The following is a 14,669-nucleotide window of genomic DNA, read 5'->3' as shown; positions in this document are numbered from 1 at the left end:
GCGCGATGCCCCTACCCCGCCCTTTGACCGCCCTCCCCCAACCTTCGCCACCCACCTCACAACTCCTTCACAGACCGTTTGACCCCGACGCAACGTCATAGTTTTTACTGCCTTCTCGAACAAACCACTCGAGAAAGGAATCGCTATGGCCCCGCATCGCGCCGAACCGACCGCCCCTGGACCGCGGCCGTTCTCCCTCGGCGCCCCTGTCTCCCCGCGCTACCTGCTGTCCTGCGCCCTGTCGCTTCTGGGCAACTCGGTCGCCGGCGTCATCCTGCCTCTGATCCTGTTGGCCACCACGGGCGACCCTTTGGCCGCCGGTACTCTGGCGCTTATCTGCGCCGCGCCCCAGATGATCATCGGCCTGGTAGGCGGTGCGCTCATCGACCGTTTCAACCGCCGCAACGTGTCCATTATTTCCGATCTGATGTCCGCCGCCTCGGTGGCCCTGCTGCCCGTGGTCGACATGATCTGGGGTCTCAGCTTCGGCTGGTTCGTGGTGTTGGGACTGGTGGGCGCCATCGGTGATATTCCGGGCATGACCGCCCGCGATGCGCTGCTGCCCGCCGTCTGCGAGCGCGATGGCAAGAGCCTGCAGAAGTTCATGGGCCTCACCCAGTCCCTCGACTCGCTCACGGTCATTGTGGGCCCGGCCTTAGCTGCCTTCCTCATGACCGCTATCGGCGACGCCAGCGCCCTGTGGTTCACCGCCGCCATGTCCTTGGCTGCGGCGCTCGTAACCCTCACGCTGCCCCGCGCCATCGGCCGCACCGGCGCGCAGGACGCCGAGACCGCCCCGGCCACCACCTCGCGCGGCGTTGTCCGTGACGCTCTGAGCTCCCTCAAATCGGGCGTGGCGGTGCTGTTCAAGCGCGACGCCCTGTTGCGTGCCAGCATGCTGCTCACCTTCGGCATCGTCATGGTCATGGGCTCGCTCCAGGGCCTGGTGCTGCCCGTGCACTTCACGAACGCCGGCACCCCCGAACTTTTGGGCTACGTGCTGTCAGCCATGTCCGCCGGCATGCTGGTCAGCTCGTTGGCTTATTCGGCCCTGGCCCACAAGCTGCGTCGTCGCACGTGGTTCGCCCTGTCGATGTTCGGCATGGCCTTGGGGCTGCTGACCATGGGCCTGCTGCCGACCTTCCCCGTTATGGTCGGTGGTGCCGCTCTGCTGGGTCTTTCGGCCGGACCGGCCTCGGCGCTCCTTGGATTCTTCGTCTTCGACCGCATTCCTGCCGAGAACCGCGGTGCGGCCCTGGGCACCCAGAATTCGCTCATGCTGGTAGCCGCGCCCGTAGCCGTATTCGCCACTTCGGTGGTGGTGAAGACGGCGGGGCTCGCCGTGGCCGGCGTGGGGCTCATCGCCTGCTGGGGTGCCGTGACCGCCTGGGCCCTGACCACCCCGAGTCTGCACAATATGGACGACCTCGAGCGCCCCGCCATCCCCATGCCCGATCGCTGCTGCGACTAGGCGCGCTCGGCCGTCGCTTTTCCCAAGAGCGGCGATGGTTCATCGCGGAAAAGAATGGCCAAGCGATGCATGGCACGCGTAACGGCCACATACAGCAAATTGCGATCGGACTCTGTCGCGTACTGCCGCGCGTCCACATCCAAAAGCACCACTTCGTCGAACTCCAAGCCCTTCGCTAAACGCACCGAGCTCACCACCAGACCGCCGGGATATTCATCGGTCTCGTCAGTCAGCAGGGTGAGCTCGTGGTCGCGAGCCATGAGTTCTCCGTAGCGCGCCGCAAGGAAATCCGACTTCGCAATAATGCCCAAGGTGCGTCGGGTACCACGTTGCCATTGAGCCACAGCGTCGTCTATCGCCTCCAACACCCCGCGTGTGTCTCCGCAGCGCACCAAACGCGGCTCCTCGCCGTGGCGCTGCACAGCCTCAAGGCCGGCGATAGGCTTCACTTGCGCAGCCAGAGCCGTTATCTCCCAGGTCGAGCGATAGCTGCGCATCAGCGACATAATCCGCGCCCCAGGATAGCGAGCCGCCACCGCCGAAGGCGCCGTCGCCTCACGGTCGTCCACCAATTGGTTCACGTCGCCCAAAATGGTCTTGTCGCAAGGGAAGGTCCGGGCGATGACCTCGTGGGCCACCGGCGACAGATCCTGCATCTCGTCGATTACCAAATGGCGTACCTCACTACATCCGTCAAAACCGTCGGCTCCCTCGAAGGCCCAATGGCACAGCGCCAGCGGAAAGGCATCCTCCCATTCCACCACCCCCGACGCAGGAACCTTGCGCAGCGCACTGCGCCCCGTCTCCGCCAGGAACCGTCGATACAGCGCAGGCGCGTTCTTCGCCGTCATCATGCGCCGCAGGCGACCCGCGAGCTCACGTCGCGTGGGCAGTGTCTGGGCGTAACGGCCGAACGTCTGACCATGAGCTTGCTCGCGAGCATCTCCGGCCACGAGGTCGAGACGTTCGCTGAAGGGCACCGGCGCATAGGCGGCAAATCGCTCGGCCAGCCACGAAGCCTCCGCGGTGGCGCCGCCCACGGGAAGATCACGGGGATCAAAGACGAGATGAGCCCCTTCGGCCGCCATGAGACCGTCAAGCCACGATGCCAGCTCATCGGCAAACTCCTCGGTGCCCTTCGCCCGTACCCTCACCATGCGAGCAAGATCGGTCTCATCCGCCCAAGAGCGCGGCGGCTGCACCTTGGCCACTCCCCTTAAAAGCCGCTGGGCGAAGCCGTAGAGGCTCCATTGCATCACGGGCTCTTCGCCCAACTCGGGCAAAACGCCGGAAATATAGTCGGAAAAAACTTGGTTGGGCGAAAGAATAGCCACCGAGTGCGCGTTCAGGCGCTCTTTCTGCCGATACAGCAAGTAGGCAATACGATGCAGCGCGATGGAAGTCTTGCCTGAGCCCGCCACCCCTTGAATGATCAGCGTGCCCGGCGCCTCGTCGCGGATAATAGCGTTTTGCTCTTGCTGGATAGAAGAAACAATATCGTGCATTTTCGCGTCGGCTGTACGCGAGAGCGCCTGAACAAGCACTTCGTCGCGCACACTCGAGGAGGAGTCGGCGGCATAGCGCAGTTGCCCGTCCTCAATACCTATTTGGCGCTTGCGCATAAGTGTACCCTCACGTCGCCCCGCTGGCGCCTCGAAGAACGCCGGACCGGGCTCGAAGTCGTAGAACAGGCTCGCTACGGGACTGCGCCAATCCGAAACCACCGCCTGATTGCGCCAGCTGAACGCAAAACGGCCCAGGTAGGTCACTTGCTCGCCTTCGGCATCGGCAAAATCGACGCGAGCGAAATAAGGTACCGCGGCCAACTTCGCAAGGCGCTCGCTCGACCCTTGGGCCGTCGCCGCTTGCACCCCCATGCGGCCCAACTCAAGGGCAGAAAAATGCGCATCTTCGGGCGATAGTTCTCCCCGTGCTTGAGTCAGATAGGCTCCGGTTTCGTCATGAGCGGCCTGCATGCGCCCGGCAAGGCCATCGGCCCGAAGCCGTGCCTCCTCGATGTGGCGCTCCACCATTGCCAGGTGAGCCCGCTCTTCCTCCTCCACCGTCACCGCTTCGGCCTCCCTGGACGAAGCCGTACTTGCCCAAGAGCTCTCCGAACCTTGCTTTCCGTCCTCCCGCACCGCTTCTCCGACAGCAGGCAACATCTCTTGCAGCCCCATGACCTCTCCTCTCTCTTTATCGACTCGCAACACTCTCTAGCCCTTCACGCGACATCAACGGCCCGCGCCTATAACGCTATCGGGTCAGCAACGGGCGCAATCCACGCCGGAATGCCAACGTGAACAACCCGTGCTGGGGTCAACGAAGCTGCAGGCTCCCAGGACCCGATAGGACGCACGCAAAGAAGGCCCGGCAATCAGCGGGGTCCGCACAAGGAAAATGATTAGGATTAGTCGCGAGCTGAAAAAAGAAAGGGAATTCGATCGCAGTGCTCATTAAGGCACCACATAAATCGATCAGCTCGTTCACACACCTGAGCGGTCGGCGGGGCTGCAAGGCCAGATTCGCGTCGACATCGAGGCGGATTGGCTATGGTAGCGGCGCGTATGTCCCTTCCCTCCCTCCACAACACCGACCTTCATCAAACGTCCACAAACATCCCCGTACCCAACTGCTGGGGCGAGTAGACGCGCTCGGCGGCCCCTGATTATCCCCTGCTTTCCCATTCGCCCTCGGCTTGTTGACAAACTGGGGGCACTCCCCCCGCCAACCCTGCGGTCAGCGTATACCGAAAGAGTACGAAACCAGCCGCCCGGCGGGCTTAAGGCTCATGCGCGCCGCACGGCCATTCGAAAAGGAGGCCTTTTATGGCTTGCACAACCCTGCTCGTCGGCCGCTTGGCCACCAACGACGGGTCTACCATTGTCGCCCGCAACGAGGACGGCGAGGATTTCTCCTTCGATCCGAAGAAGCTCATCGTGGTGAACCCGGAAGACCAGCCGCGCACCTACACCGGCGTGGCCAGCCACCTGACCATCGAACTGCCCGACAACCCTCTGCGCTATACCTGCACCCCGAATGCCGACCCCTCCAATGGCGTCTGGGCCGAAACTGGTATCAACGCCGCCAACGTGTCCATGTCGGCCACCGAGACCATCTCGGCCAATGCCCGCGTGCTGGGCGCCGACCCGCTGGTGGTGTACCAGCCCGCCCAGGGCAAGCCGGGTGACGCCGACTACAAGCCGGAAGTGCCCGGCGGCATCGGCGAGGAGAACCTGCCCACCATCACGCTGCCCTACATCACCACGGCCCGCGAAGGCGTGAAGCGCCTGGGCGCCCTGGTGGAGCAGTACGGCACCTACGAAACCAACGGCGTGGCCTTCGGCGACGCCCACGAGGTGTGGTACTGGGAGAACATCGGAGGCCACCATTGGATTGCCCGCCGCGTGCCGGATGACTGCTACGTGGTGCAGCCCAACCGCCAGGGCATCGATCATTTCGACCTGGCCGACGCTTTGGGCGATCAGTGCGACTATATGTGCAGCGCCGACTTGGCCGAGTGGATCCGCGATCACGACCTGCTCATGGACATGCCCGCCAGCGACGAGCCCCAGGAAATGGTGGAGGGCCTGCCCCGCTACTTCAACGCCCGCATTGCCTTTTCCACCTACACCTGGCTCGACCAGCTCTACAACGCCCCGCGCAAGTGGTATCTGTGCAGCCGCCTGACGCCCTCCGATCCGCGCTTCCAGGGCCCGGCGCCCGAGTTCGGTCCCGAGAGCCTGGACATCCCCTGGGCCCTGCGCCCCGACAAGAAGCTGTCGGCCTCGGACGTGAAGGATTGGCTGGCCACTACCTATGACGGCACCGAGTACGACTGCTACGGCACCAAGGGCACGCCCGCTACCCGTCACCAGTACCGCTTCATCGGTATCGACCGCACCTCCGAGTGCTCCATCCTGTGCATCCGCCCGAACGCCCCGAAGGCGCTGCGCGGCGTGCACTGGTTCGCCCCGGCTTCCGGCCCCTTCAACACCGCCGTGGCCATGTATGCGAACGTGAAGGCCATGCCCGCCTATCTGGACACGCCCACGAAGGTAACCACTGACAGCCTGTACTGGAACAACCGCCTTATCGGCGGCTTGGGCGATCCGCAGTTCTTCGAAAGCTACGAGGCCATTCAGGCCTATCGCCTGAACACCATGGCCCAGGGCTATCAGTCGCTGCACGAAACCGACGCTGCCCTTGCCAAGCTGGCGAAGGAAGGCAAGGTTGACCTGGACAACATGGACGATCCGCAGGTGCTGACCACCTTGGCCGACGCCAACCAGGCGCTCATCGACAAGGTGCAGGTCCAAACCCAGGTCGTGCTGGGCGCCGTCCTTGACCAGCGCACGGTCGAAATGAAAAATGCGTTTAATATGAACGACCACTAGGAAGCAGCGGATCCGCAGGTTTGATCTGATCAGGGTATCCATTCTTCGCGTATCGGCACCCAAAGCTTGCTGCACCCCGCGGTTACCGTTTGTCGCCAGCGGGCCTGCTTCTCTTTGAGAGCAGGCCCGCTTTCGTTAGCATGAGACTCATCATTTACGCATCGTCAAGCCGTCGGAGCGCAACCTCGCCCCCCGGCAAGCGAAAGGCCAGTTCCAAGCTCGCTTGCTACCCACGCAGCCAAGCGCTCCCCGCCCGAAAGGATGCCCCTATGTCTATGAACCCGGCCCTGCAGGCCGCCATAAAAACGCTCACGCGCATCATGCCCGACACCTCGGCCTCCTGGGCCGATCAGCGCAAGGCCGAAGAGGCGGCGGCGAAGCTCACCATCGCGGACCCGCGCTGCCGCATCGACGATCTGACGGCCACCGCGGCCGACGGCTACGAGATCCCGCTGCGCCTGTTCACGCCCCTCGACATCGATCTGTCCCTGAAAACGGGACTCCACGTGAACGAGGACTACCGCGGCACCATCCTGTTCTTCCACGGCGGTGGTTTCGCCAACGGCGATATCGGCTTCTACACTGACGCCTGCCAGCGCATGGCTCTGAAGCTGGAACGCCGCGTCCTGTCCGTGGAGTACCGCCGCTCCCCCGAGCACAAGTTCCCCACGGCCCTGGACGATTGCTACGAGGTGGCCCGGCAGCTGTACGCCGGCACGCTTCTGCCCGACGTGAAGACCAAGCACATCGTGCTCATGGGCGACTCGGCCGGCGGCAACTTGGCAGCCGGCGTGTCGCTTCTCGCCCGCGATCGCGGCGACTTCGCCGTGCGCACTCAGGTGCTGCTGTACCCCCTCACCTACAACGACCACAGCCTAACCACCCTGTTCGATTCGGTGCGGGAAAACGGCGAGGACTATCTGCTTACCCGCGAGGACATTGTCACCTACATCAACCTGTACCTGGCCAAGCCGGAGGATTTCAACGACTCCCGTTTCGCGCCGCTGCTTGCCTCCAGCGTGGCCGACCAGCCTCGCACCCTTATTGTGACCGCCGAGTACGACCCCTTGCGTGACGAGGGCGAGGCCTACGCGGCGCGACTGGAAGCCGAGGGCAACGAGGTGGTGTGCTGCCGCATGTACGACGCCATTCACGGATACTTCCTCTACCCATCGGTGCTCTCGCTGGTGCGCGACACCTATCGGCTCATTGCAAACTTCCTCGACGACGAGGACCTCCCCGACGAAGGCGCTCTGCCATGGCTGCCCCTGCTTGGTACCGACTAGACAACGTCGGAAAGTTCTACGCCTCCCAGGCGGGCAGCTCGAACCAGACCGTGTTCCGCCTGGCGGCCACTATGACCGAACCCGTGGATGCCGCGGCGCTCCAGCGCGCCCTCGATGCCACCATCGAGCGCTTCCCCGGCTTCAACGTGTGTCTGCGCAGCGGCCTGTTCTGGCATTACCTGGAACCGGCGAAAACCACGCCCACAGTCCAGCCGGAAACGCTGCCGGTCTGCTACGGACTGCACACGGGGCCCAAAAGCGTGCTCTTCCGCGTCACGTATTACCAGCGGCGCATCAACGTGGAAGTGTCCCACATGATTTCCGACGGCCGCGGAAGCCTCGAGTTCCTGAAGGCCCTGCTGGCCGCCTACGCCCATGAGCGCTACGGCGCCCCCGTCAGCCAGCAGCCCTACCCGGGCACTGAGGCGGCGAAAACCGAGGATAGCTTCTCGGCCCACTACGACCGAGACGCGGCCGGATCCACCGACCAACCCAAGATCTTCCGCCTGCCCGGATGGAAGACCGACGAGCACTTCACCTATCTGGAGCTTCACTATTCCGCGACCGCCGTCCATGCTCGGGCGAAGACGGCCGGCGCCACGGTGACCAGTTGGCTCATCGCCGCGGTTATTGCCGCCCTACGTGCCGAGATGCCTCCCTCGGAGCGCAACCGCGCTATCCACATGGACGTGCCCGTCGACCTGCGCTCACTTTTCGGCTCCACCACCCTGCGCAACTTCTTCGGCCTGGCCTTCGTCAGCTACACCCCCGGCGACACCGACGAGACCCTGGCGCAGATTGCCGCCCAGGTGCAGCAGCAGATGACCGACGGCACGGAGCCCGCGGCCCTGAAGCGTCGCATGATGACCATGGTCAAGCTGGAGAAGAACCCGTTTCTGCGCATGGCCCCCTTGTTCGTGAAGGATCTTGCCTTGGATCTTGCCGCTTGGAAAACGGCCCGGGAAGTTACCTGCACCGTTTCCAGTCTGGGACGCGTCACCGTAGATGAGGCCGCAGCGCCCTACGTCGAAGGCATCAGCGCCTTAACGTCGCCTGCCAGCCTGAACTTCATCATCAGCACCTACGGCGACGATTTGAGCATCGGCATTTCCAGCCGCCTCATCAGCCTGCGCGCGGCGCGCCACCTGGTGCGCCTTCTGGCCGAGGAGGGTATCACGGGCTTCGCCAACGTGAACAAGGAAGCCGCAGAGGTGGATCACGATCTGAAAGAAGCCCAGTTGGAAGACCGGCTTCTGGCCGCCGGGGCCGCATGGCAGCAGCAGAAGACCGCCGCGCCGCGCCGCGACCAAGGCCGGGTGGGGAGACGCTCATGAAACGTTGCGACGCATGCCATCTTGACTATACGGGCAACCTCAACCGCTGCCCCCTCTGCGGCACAGCCCTGACGGGTCCCGAAACCCCGTCGCCCTTCCCCGCCAACACCTTCGTGCGCACGGGCACCTTGGCGCGTCGCGTGCTGCTCATCGCCAGCCTGGTTATCGCTGCGGGCACGGTGACCCTTGGCATTGCCTTGGGCAGCTCGCCGCTTTCCGTGGCAGCCGCCGTAATTGCCCTAGCCCTGAACTATCTGTTCGTGCGCAACATGATTGTGCACGCGCCGGACTTTCTGCGACTCATCGAGCGCTACTTCCTGGTGCTCCTGGCCGTGGCCGCCCTGTGGTTCATTGCCACGGGCAACCTGGCCGTTACTACCTTCGTCATTCCCGGCATCAGCCTGCTCGCCATCCTCTTCGACGCTGTGCTCGTAGGGGTGTTTCGCGGCACGTTCGTCACCGATTACGCGAAATACCTTATCTACGACGTGGTACTGGGCGCCGTACCGGCCCTGTCCCTGGCCCTGGGCCAAGTTACCTGGCCCTACCTGGCCTGGGCATCCGTGGCTGCCGCCGTGCTGTTCCTGGCCGGGCTGCTGCTGTTCACCAAGGGCCGCTTCGGCCGTGAGGCGAGGAAGCTGTTCTCGGTGAAGTAGATACCCTACCCCAGCCGCGCCAGCGAGCGCTCGCAGAGTTCTGCCACGAGCGGATGCAGGCGGCTGCCAAGCTCGTCAATACCCGGCAGAGTCGAATGGTCGGCAAGCACCTCGTCCAGCGTGCCGGGTATGCGCTTGCCCAAGGCCGCCATCTTTCCCGTCCGAGGCTTCTTCGCACTTCAAGGCTGTCGGGCAAAAGCCCAAACAGGAACGGCCTTACGAGCTTATCGCCGAATACTTTATTGGATACGGGCATCGCCAGAGAAAGAGGAACGCCAGCATAGTCCTCGAAGTAAGAGAAGGAGAGAGAACCGTTTGCCTCCTGCTGCACTACGCCAGTGCACTCTCCAGCGATACTTACCTGAAGCGCATTATTCGCCATCGTGGCCCCCGTCCGTCCAGCTATCAACCGTACGCAGAAGGAGAACAGCGTAATCGTCCGACTGCGTTACGGGCTCATGCCGCACTTCGCACCCATCGCATTCAAGATCGATCAGGCGAAGATCAAGGCCGAGCGGAGTCAGAATGAGGGCAAGTTTCTCCAAACCGATACCGGAAGCTTCCCCTGACTCGAGAAGTCGGATCAGGCGCTCAGACACACCGGCCATTTCTGCCAGCTGACACTGCGTAAGCCCGCGAGCAAGCCTGCAACTTCGCACCCTGATTCCAATAGAGCGCGCCAACACCGTTGCGTTCATAGGGCAGCCCCCTCTCGCAGAAATACAAATAACGGCACTATTTTACCGAAAATGTAATAGGTAAAATAGTGCCGTTATAGGAAGTGCTGAAAAGTTGCGATCTGATGGAGGAGCCCCTACCCCACCACCGCCACGATAATGGCGGCCGCGAGTACCAGCACGCAGGCGACAATGGCGGCGTAGTCGGACGCACCGAGGGGGTACTCCTTGTAGCCGCTGGCACGGGTACGCAGGTTGAAGCCGCGCACTTCAGCGGCAATGGCGGCAGAGTTCGTCTTGCGCACCGAGCTGATAAGCAGCGGTACGCACAGGGGGATCATGAGGCGCACCTTCTGCACGAGAGAGCCGTCAAAAGCCACACCGCGGGCCGTTTGGGCCTCCATGATGCCGGCCATGTCGTTCATGAACACGGGAATGAAGTGCACGGTGCTGGTGAAGGTGAACGCGTACTTATAGGGCACGTGCAGCTGCTTCACGGCCGAGTTCGTGATGTCGTTCATCTTGGTGACGTAGAACACCAAGAACAGCGGGATGGCAGCGGCCATGAGGCGCACCATCACCGTCAGCGCCGCCAGCAGGCTGCCGGTGCCGATGAAGCCCCAAGGCAGCGGCACCAGCGGCACGCCGTAGGGCGTGGTCAGCAGGATCACCACCGCCAAAATAAGCGAGAACGCAAACACCGCCTTGCACAGACCCGCCGTCTCACGGCCCAGACCGCAGGAGACGGCCAGCGCCAAGGCCGCCGCCAAAAGCACAACCAGAAACACCAGGTTACTGGTGACAAAGCAGGCAATGGCGAACAGCACGGCACAGATGAGCTTCACGCTGGGGTTCATGCGGTGCAGGATGCTGTCCCCCGGCACATATTCCAGAAACTTCGCCATCTTAGCAGCCCTCCTCTTCGCTCGTGCCTGTCGCCGCCGTCGGCGCCTCGTAATCGGCCGGCGCCTCCACGATGCCCGCCGCCGCGGCACCTTGCTCGGCAGCCAGCACCGCCAGCACATCGTCGGCCAGCGCCGCCGCTTCGGCCACATCCTGCAGCTCGGCTTGCTTCGCCTGAGCCACGGCCTCCACCATCTGGGGCACCGTGTTCGCCGCCGCCACGGCGGGGGCACAGCCGGGCGGGCGGCCAAGAATCATGGATACCTCGCTTACCTGGGGCGGCAGAATGTGAGCGGCCTTCAGCACCGCGCCGTCGCGGAGCACATCGAAGGTGGCCCCGTCGGCCACTACCTGGCCGGCTGTCATGGCAATGACGCGGCGGGCGAAGTCGCCCACCACCTCCATGTCATGGCACACCATGATGACCGTAGTGCCACCCTCGTTCAGCTCGCGCACAATGTCCATGACCTTCACGCACTCGCGGAAGTCAAGGCCCGTGGTGGGCTCGTCCAAAATGATGGTGGGCGGCGCCAGCACGATGATGGAAGCCAGGGCCAAAAGCTGACGAGTGCCGCGGTTCAGCAGGTAGGGCTCCGCGTCGCCATCGAAGCCGAAACGCTCGATCATGGCGTCTACGCGGGCCTCGGCCTCGGGACCCTCCTCGCCCAGCGCCTTAAAGCCGAACAGCAGCTCCTCGCGCACGGTGTTGCAGCAAATTTGCCGATCGGGGTTCTGGAACAGGAAGCCGATCTTGCGGGCCAGTTCGCTGGTCTTTAAAGCCGTGGTGGGCACGCCGTCCACCAGCACTTCGCCCGCCGTTGGCTTGAGGAGTCCGTTGGCCAGACGCATGGTGGTGGACTTGCCGGCGCCGTTGGTGCCCACAAAGGCCACGAAGTCGCCGTCGCTCACCGTAAAGCTGACGTTGCGCAGCACCGCCAACTCGCCATCGTAGGACGCCGAGACGTTCTTGAACTCAATCATGCGAGCACCTCCTGAAGCGCTGCCACCGCCTGGGCCACGTTGCGCACCGTGGGGCCGTCATAGAGCCCCTGCTTGCCCAGGGCGTTCATAAGCGTTGTGGCGCGCGGGCAGTTCACGCCCAGGGCCAGCAGCTCGTCGGAGTGGGCCAGCACCGCGTCGGGTGTGTCGGCGAAGCGAATGCGACCGTTATCCACAATGACCAGCAGGTCGGCATAATCAGACAAAAGCGCGATCTTTTGCTCCACCACAATGACCGTCGTGCCATGTTCGCGCGCGTAGCGGGCCAGCAAGTCGAACACTGCTACGGAAGAAGCCGGATCCAGCTCAGCGGTAGGCTCGTCCAGCACCAGCACTTTCGGATGCAAGGCAATCACGGAAGCCACGGCCACCTTCTGCTTCTGGCCGCCGGACAAACTGTCGATGGTGCGGTCGCGCAAGTCCTCGATGCCCATGGAGGCCAGGGCCTCATCGACCCGCGCGGGGATCTCCTCCCGCGGCACGGCGAAATTCTCCAGGCCGTAGAGGATCTCGTCCTCCACCACCGTGGACACCATCTGCGAATCGATGTCCTGGCACACGCTGCCCACCAGTCGCGACAGATCAGTCAGCGAGGTTTCCACGGTGTCGCAGCCCTCTACGCTGACGGCGCCGTAGAAATCACCGGGATAGCAGTGCGGGATGATGCCGTTGATGGCGTAGGTGAGGGTGGACTTGCCCGACCCCGCCGCTCCGGTGATGCCGACGAAGGTGCCGTCGGGGATGGTCAGGGATATGTCCTTCACCACCGGCTCGGCACCCTCGCGGTACCGGAAACTGAATTCTTTGAACTCGATCATGCTTGCCTTTCTTGTTGCAACTCCCACGAGGGCGGGGCCACGGGGTACCCTGATTCGCTCAAACAGTCCTCGTTTTGGAAAACAGTCCACTGGACTGTTTTCGTCGCTGCGGAACTCGCTCGGTCAGGGCACCCCGTGTCCCCGCCGAGCTCAACTCGAACTCGAAAAGTCACTGGCCGTTCGTAACATTAGCGAGGTTCCGACAGGTCCGTTCGTCCCGCCAGGGCGAACGGAATACGTTAGCGCTTCAGCACCTTCTTCAGGGGGGTGGCCAGGATCTGAACGAAGATGCAGTTGAAGGTGGCGGTGCCCAGGACGATGGCTACGTAGGCGGCCATGGCCACGGCGAAGTCGCCGCCGACGGATACCACGTTGATATAGACGGACAGCGCTGCGAAGGTGAAGCCGGACACGCAGGTGGAGATGAAGGTGTTCACCAGCGGGTTGATGTCCAGCTTGCCGATCTTCATGGGCACGTGGATGAGCAGGCCGCAGGCCAGGGCACCCAAAAGCTCAGAGGGGATGTTCAGCAGCGGCGTAGCGTTCAGCATGGGGATCTGGCACACGAGACCGGCGATCAGGCCGATCACCAACGACTGGGCCACGTTCGGGCGAATAATGATGATAGCCAGGCAGTAGGCGGCGATGATGAAGTTCGGCTTCATGCCGAAGGAGGCCAGCAGGCTGCCCACGGTCAGCTTCAGCACGGCGCCGGCGGCCAGCAGCACAGCCACGAGGATGAGGTCCTGAATGGCCAGGCCCTTCTTGTCCTGGGTGGCCACGGCACGCTTGGCGCCCGTAGCGGGGGTTGCGGTCTCGCCGTCAGCGGTCATACGGAGTTCTGCCATTTCGATCAGTCCTTTCTTGGGCACAGGGCCCGGTTGCGCTTGCCTTTCGCAAGCTTTCCTTGTCTTCGCAATTGCCCTGTGCCGACGCTGATCGAGAGAGGCGATCCAACAAAAAAGGGATCTGTCCTTTGCTTAAAGGACAGATCCCTTAAAGATCTGCGGTGCCACCTTTAATTGGCTCGCGGCTGCGAACCCTCTCGTGAACGGGCCATCACCCATTCTGCCTTTAACGCAGGCTCACGGTCCAGATACTCGGCCTTGCGGATACAAACCGCAGCGGCCTTTCCCCTTTCCCTCGGCGATCCATTTACCATCTGGCGTTCTGCGGGAATCTCAGCTACGCCCGCTCTCTGGGAGTGCCCGGATGGCTTGACTTTCGCCTCATCGGTTTCAGGTCTATTCAATTGCTGGGCCGTACTTTAGCACAACAAAGCACGGACGCAAGCCTTCAGTTTCAATTTTGTTGCGAACGGTATCCACCGCGTTTCCTCGGTCATGCGACACCTGCGCAAAATAAAATCCCCTGTTCGTTTGTGAGATAACGACCCGAAGCCTCCTCGTGTCAAACTGACAACCAACATGGGAAAGTTGACTATTGTATCTTTTAAGATACAATACAGGAGGGAACTGTGAGAATTGAAGCCAGCTCTACCTATCGTCGCTGGATGCGAAACCTACGAGACACCCGAGCCAAAATGCGCATCAACGCTCGAATCGCGCAGATGCAGCACCACGGTGCCCTGTTTGGTGATTGGAAGCCCCTTGACCACGATCTTATAGAGCTTCGCTTCCACTTCGGCCCAGGCTATCGCATTTATGCGTCGCTTCAGGGCAGCGAGCTCTTACTGCTTGTGGCGGCCGGCGACAAGACAAGCCAAGCACGGGATATCGCCCAAGCTCGAACGATCCTTAACGAATGGAGGAAGAATCATGACTGAGAAATGGGAGCAATGGGATGCAGCTGCGGACATCAATACGCAAGAAGACGTTATCGAGTTCATGAACGCCGTACTTGAGCTCAACGATCCGTCGCTCTTCTCAGAAGCGCTGGGCATTGTCGCCCGTTCCAAGGGCATGACCAGCCTCGCCCGAGAAATCGGCGTCGGCCGTGAGAGCCTCTACAAGTCTCTCAGCCGCTCGGGCAACCCGCGCTTTTCGACCGTGGCGAAAGTTCTCGACACCATGGGTCTCGAATTCCAAGTAGCGCCCAAGACAACCGTAACGGCCTAAGCCCATTATCCTCAGCCACAGGCACGGTCGACGCTCGCGCAGCGTCTCCC

General features: G+C 62.6%; 14 protein-coding genes and 1 pseudogene. 7 read left to right on the top strand and 8 right to left on the bottom strand.

Annotation, left to right across the window (positions count from 1 at the left end; all coding sequences use genetic code 11):
* Positions 1-145 precede the first annotated feature (145 nt).
* The gene (locus tag PZH32_RS06710) at positions 146-1,471 is read left to right on the top strand and encodes an MFS transporter (RefSeq protein WP_275207093.1); all 1,326 of its coding nucleotides are present in this window, start codon (positions 146-148) and stop codon (positions 1,469-1,471) included.
* On the opposite strand, the gene PZH32_RS06705 is transcribed toward PZH32_RS06710, so the two are convergent.
* A complete protein-coding gene (locus PZH32_RS06705; protein ID WP_275207091.1) occupies positions 1,468-3,651 on the bottom strand; it encodes a HelD family protein in 2,184 nt (727 codons plus the stop codon). The genes PZH32_RS06710 and PZH32_RS06705 overlap by 4 nt on opposite strands.
* Before the next feature lie 648 nt (positions 3,652-4,299).
* Between PZH32_RS06705 and PZH32_RS06700 the strand changes: the two genes are divergently transcribed.
* The 4 genes from PZH32_RS06700 (at position 4,300) to PZH32_RS06685 (ending at position 9,144) form a co-directional block, all read left to right on the top strand.
* On the top strand, positions 4,300-5,868 hold the full coding sequence (locus PZH32_RS06700) for a C69 family dipeptidase (protein ID WP_275207089.1): 1,569 nt from the start codon (positions 4,300-4,302) through the stop codon (positions 5,866-5,868).
* 269 nt (positions 5,869-6,137) lie between these two features.
* Positions 6,138-7,154, top strand: coding sequence for an alpha/beta hydrolase (locus PZH32_RS06695; protein ID WP_275207087.1), 1,017 nt, complete (start codon positions 6,138-6,140; stop codon positions 7,152-7,154).
* The gene (locus PZH32_RS06690; protein ID WP_275207086.1) at positions 7,127-8,488 is read left to right on the top strand and encodes a phthiocerol/phthiodiolone dimycocerosyl transferase family protein; all 1,362 of its coding nucleotides are present in this window, start codon (positions 7,127-7,129) and stop codon (positions 8,486-8,488) included. The genes PZH32_RS06695 and PZH32_RS06690 overlap by 28 nt, the downstream gene beginning before the upstream one ends.
* A complete protein-coding gene (locus PZH32_RS06685) occupies positions 8,485-9,144 on the top strand; it encodes a DUF6320 domain-containing protein (RefSeq protein ID WP_275207084.1) in 660 nt (219 codons plus the stop codon). Before PZH32_RS06690 ends, PZH32_RS06685 begins: the two co-directional genes overlap by 4 nt.
* A 5-nt stretch (positions 9,145-9,149) precedes the next feature.
* Here PZH32_RS06685 and PZH32_RS06680 read toward each other — a convergent pair whose 3' ends face one another.
* From PZH32_RS06680 to PZH32_RS06660, 7 genes and pseudogenes are all read right to left on the bottom strand, one after another.
* Entirely contained in the window at positions 9,150-9,287 is a 138-nt protein-coding gene (locus PZH32_RS06680) for a hypothetical protein (protein WP_275207082.1), read from the bottom strand.
* A gap of 26 nt (positions 9,288-9,313) precedes the next feature.
* Positions 9,314-9,526: pseudogene (locus PZH32_RS14240) on the bottom strand (HipA N-terminal domain-containing protein); the annotation flags it as partial.
* Positions 9,516-9,842 (bottom strand): helix-turn-helix domain-containing protein, encoded by a 327-nt coding sequence (locus tag PZH32_RS14235; protein ID WP_428994021.1) that lies wholly within the window; start codon positions 9,840-9,842, stop codon positions 9,516-9,518. The gene PZH32_RS14235 and the pseudogene PZH32_RS14240, both read right to left, overlap by 11 nt.
* A 116-nt stretch (positions 9,843-9,958) precedes the next feature.
* Positions 9,959-10,726, bottom strand: coding sequence for an energy-coupling factor transporter transmembrane component T family protein (locus tag PZH32_RS06675; protein WP_275207080.1), 768 nt, complete (start codon positions 10,724-10,726; stop codon positions 9,959-9,961).
* Position 10,727: 1 nt separating this feature from the next.
* Positions 10,728-11,705, bottom strand: a complete 978-nt coding sequence (locus PZH32_RS06670; protein WP_275207078.1) for an energy-coupling factor ABC transporter ATP-binding protein — start codon at positions 11,703-11,705, stop codon at positions 10,728-10,730.
* Complete coding sequence (locus tag PZH32_RS06665) at positions 11,702-12,541, bottom strand: energy-coupling factor ABC transporter ATP-binding protein (protein WP_275207077.1); 840 nt, start codon at positions 12,539-12,541, stop codon at positions 11,702-11,704. The genes PZH32_RS06670 and PZH32_RS06665 overlap by 4 nt, the downstream gene beginning before the upstream one ends.
* A 239-nt stretch (positions 12,542-12,780) precedes the next feature.
* Entirely contained in the window at positions 12,781-13,389 is a 609-nt protein-coding gene (locus PZH32_RS06660) for a hypothetical protein (RefSeq protein ID WP_275207075.1), read from the bottom strand.
* A gap of 629 nt (positions 13,390-14,018) precedes the next feature.
* On the opposite strand from PZH32_RS06660, the gene PZH32_RS06655 reads away from it, so the two are divergent.
* Complete coding sequence (locus PZH32_RS06655) at positions 14,019-14,327, top strand: type II toxin-antitoxin system RelE/ParE family toxin (protein WP_275207074.1); 309 nt, start codon at positions 14,019-14,021, stop codon at positions 14,325-14,327.
* Entirely contained in the window at positions 14,320-14,619 is a 300-nt protein-coding gene (locus PZH32_RS06650; protein WP_275207072.1) for an addiction module antidote protein, read from the top strand. Before PZH32_RS06655 ends, PZH32_RS06650 begins: the two co-directional genes overlap by 8 nt.
* The last annotated feature ends 50 nt before the right edge of the window (positions 14,620-14,669 follow it).

This window comes from Adlercreutzia equolifaciens (assembly GCF_029076695.1).
GTDB classification, from domain to species: Bacteria; Actinomycetota; Coriobacteriia; order Coriobacteriales; family Eggerthellaceae; genus Adlercreutzia; species Adlercreutzia equolifaciens_A.
This window is presented reverse-complemented; position numbering and strand designations above follow the sequence as displayed.

Bases quoted from the DNA above. Each gene is read 5' to 3' on its own strand.
- PZH32_RS06660 (WP_275207075.1), bottom strand. From the start codon at position 13,389: ATGGCAGAACTCCGTATGACCGCTGACGGCGAGACCGCAACCCCCGCT.
- PZH32_RS06675 (WP_275207080.1), bottom strand. From the start codon at position 10,726: ATGGCGAAGTTTCTGGAATATGTGCCGGGGGACAGCATCCTGCACCGC.
- PZH32_RS06700 (WP_275207089.1), top strand. From the start codon at position 4,300: ATGGCTTGCACAACCCTGCTCGTCGGCCGCTTGGCCACCAACGACGGG.
- PZH32_RS06710 (WP_275207093.1), top strand. From the start codon at position 146: ATGGCCCCGCATCGCGCCGAACCGACCGCCCCTGGACCGCGGCCGTTC.
- PZH32_RS06695 (WP_275207087.1), top strand. From the start codon at position 6,138: ATGTCTATGAACCCGGCCCTGCAGGCCGCCATAAAAACGCTCACGCGC.
- PZH32_RS06665 (WP_275207077.1), bottom strand. From the start codon at position 12,541: ATGATCGAGTTCAAAGAATTCAGTTTCCGGTACCGCGAGGGTGCCGAG.
- PZH32_RS14235 (WP_428994021.1), bottom strand. From the start codon at position 9,842: ATGAACGCAACGGTGTTGGCGCGCTCTATTGGAATCAGGGTGCGAAGT.
- PZH32_RS06650 (WP_275207072.1), top strand. From the start codon at position 14,320: ATGACTGAGAAATGGGAGCAATGGGATGCAGCTGCGGACATCAATACG.
- PZH32_RS06705 (WP_275207091.1), bottom strand. From the start codon at position 3,651: ATGGGGCTGCAAGAGATGTTGCCTGCTGTCGGAGAAGCGGTGCGGGAG.
- PZH32_RS06670 (WP_275207078.1), bottom strand. From the start codon at position 11,705: ATGATTGAGTTCAAGAACGTCTCGGCGTCCTACGATGGCGAGTTGGCG.
- PZH32_RS06685 (WP_275207084.1), top strand. From the start codon at position 8,485: ATGAAACGTTGCGACGCATGCCATCTTGACTATACGGGCAACCTCAAC.
- PZH32_RS06690 (WP_275207086.1), top strand. From the start codon at position 7,127: ATGGCTGCCCCTGCTTGGTACCGACTAGACAACGTCGGAAAGTTCTAC.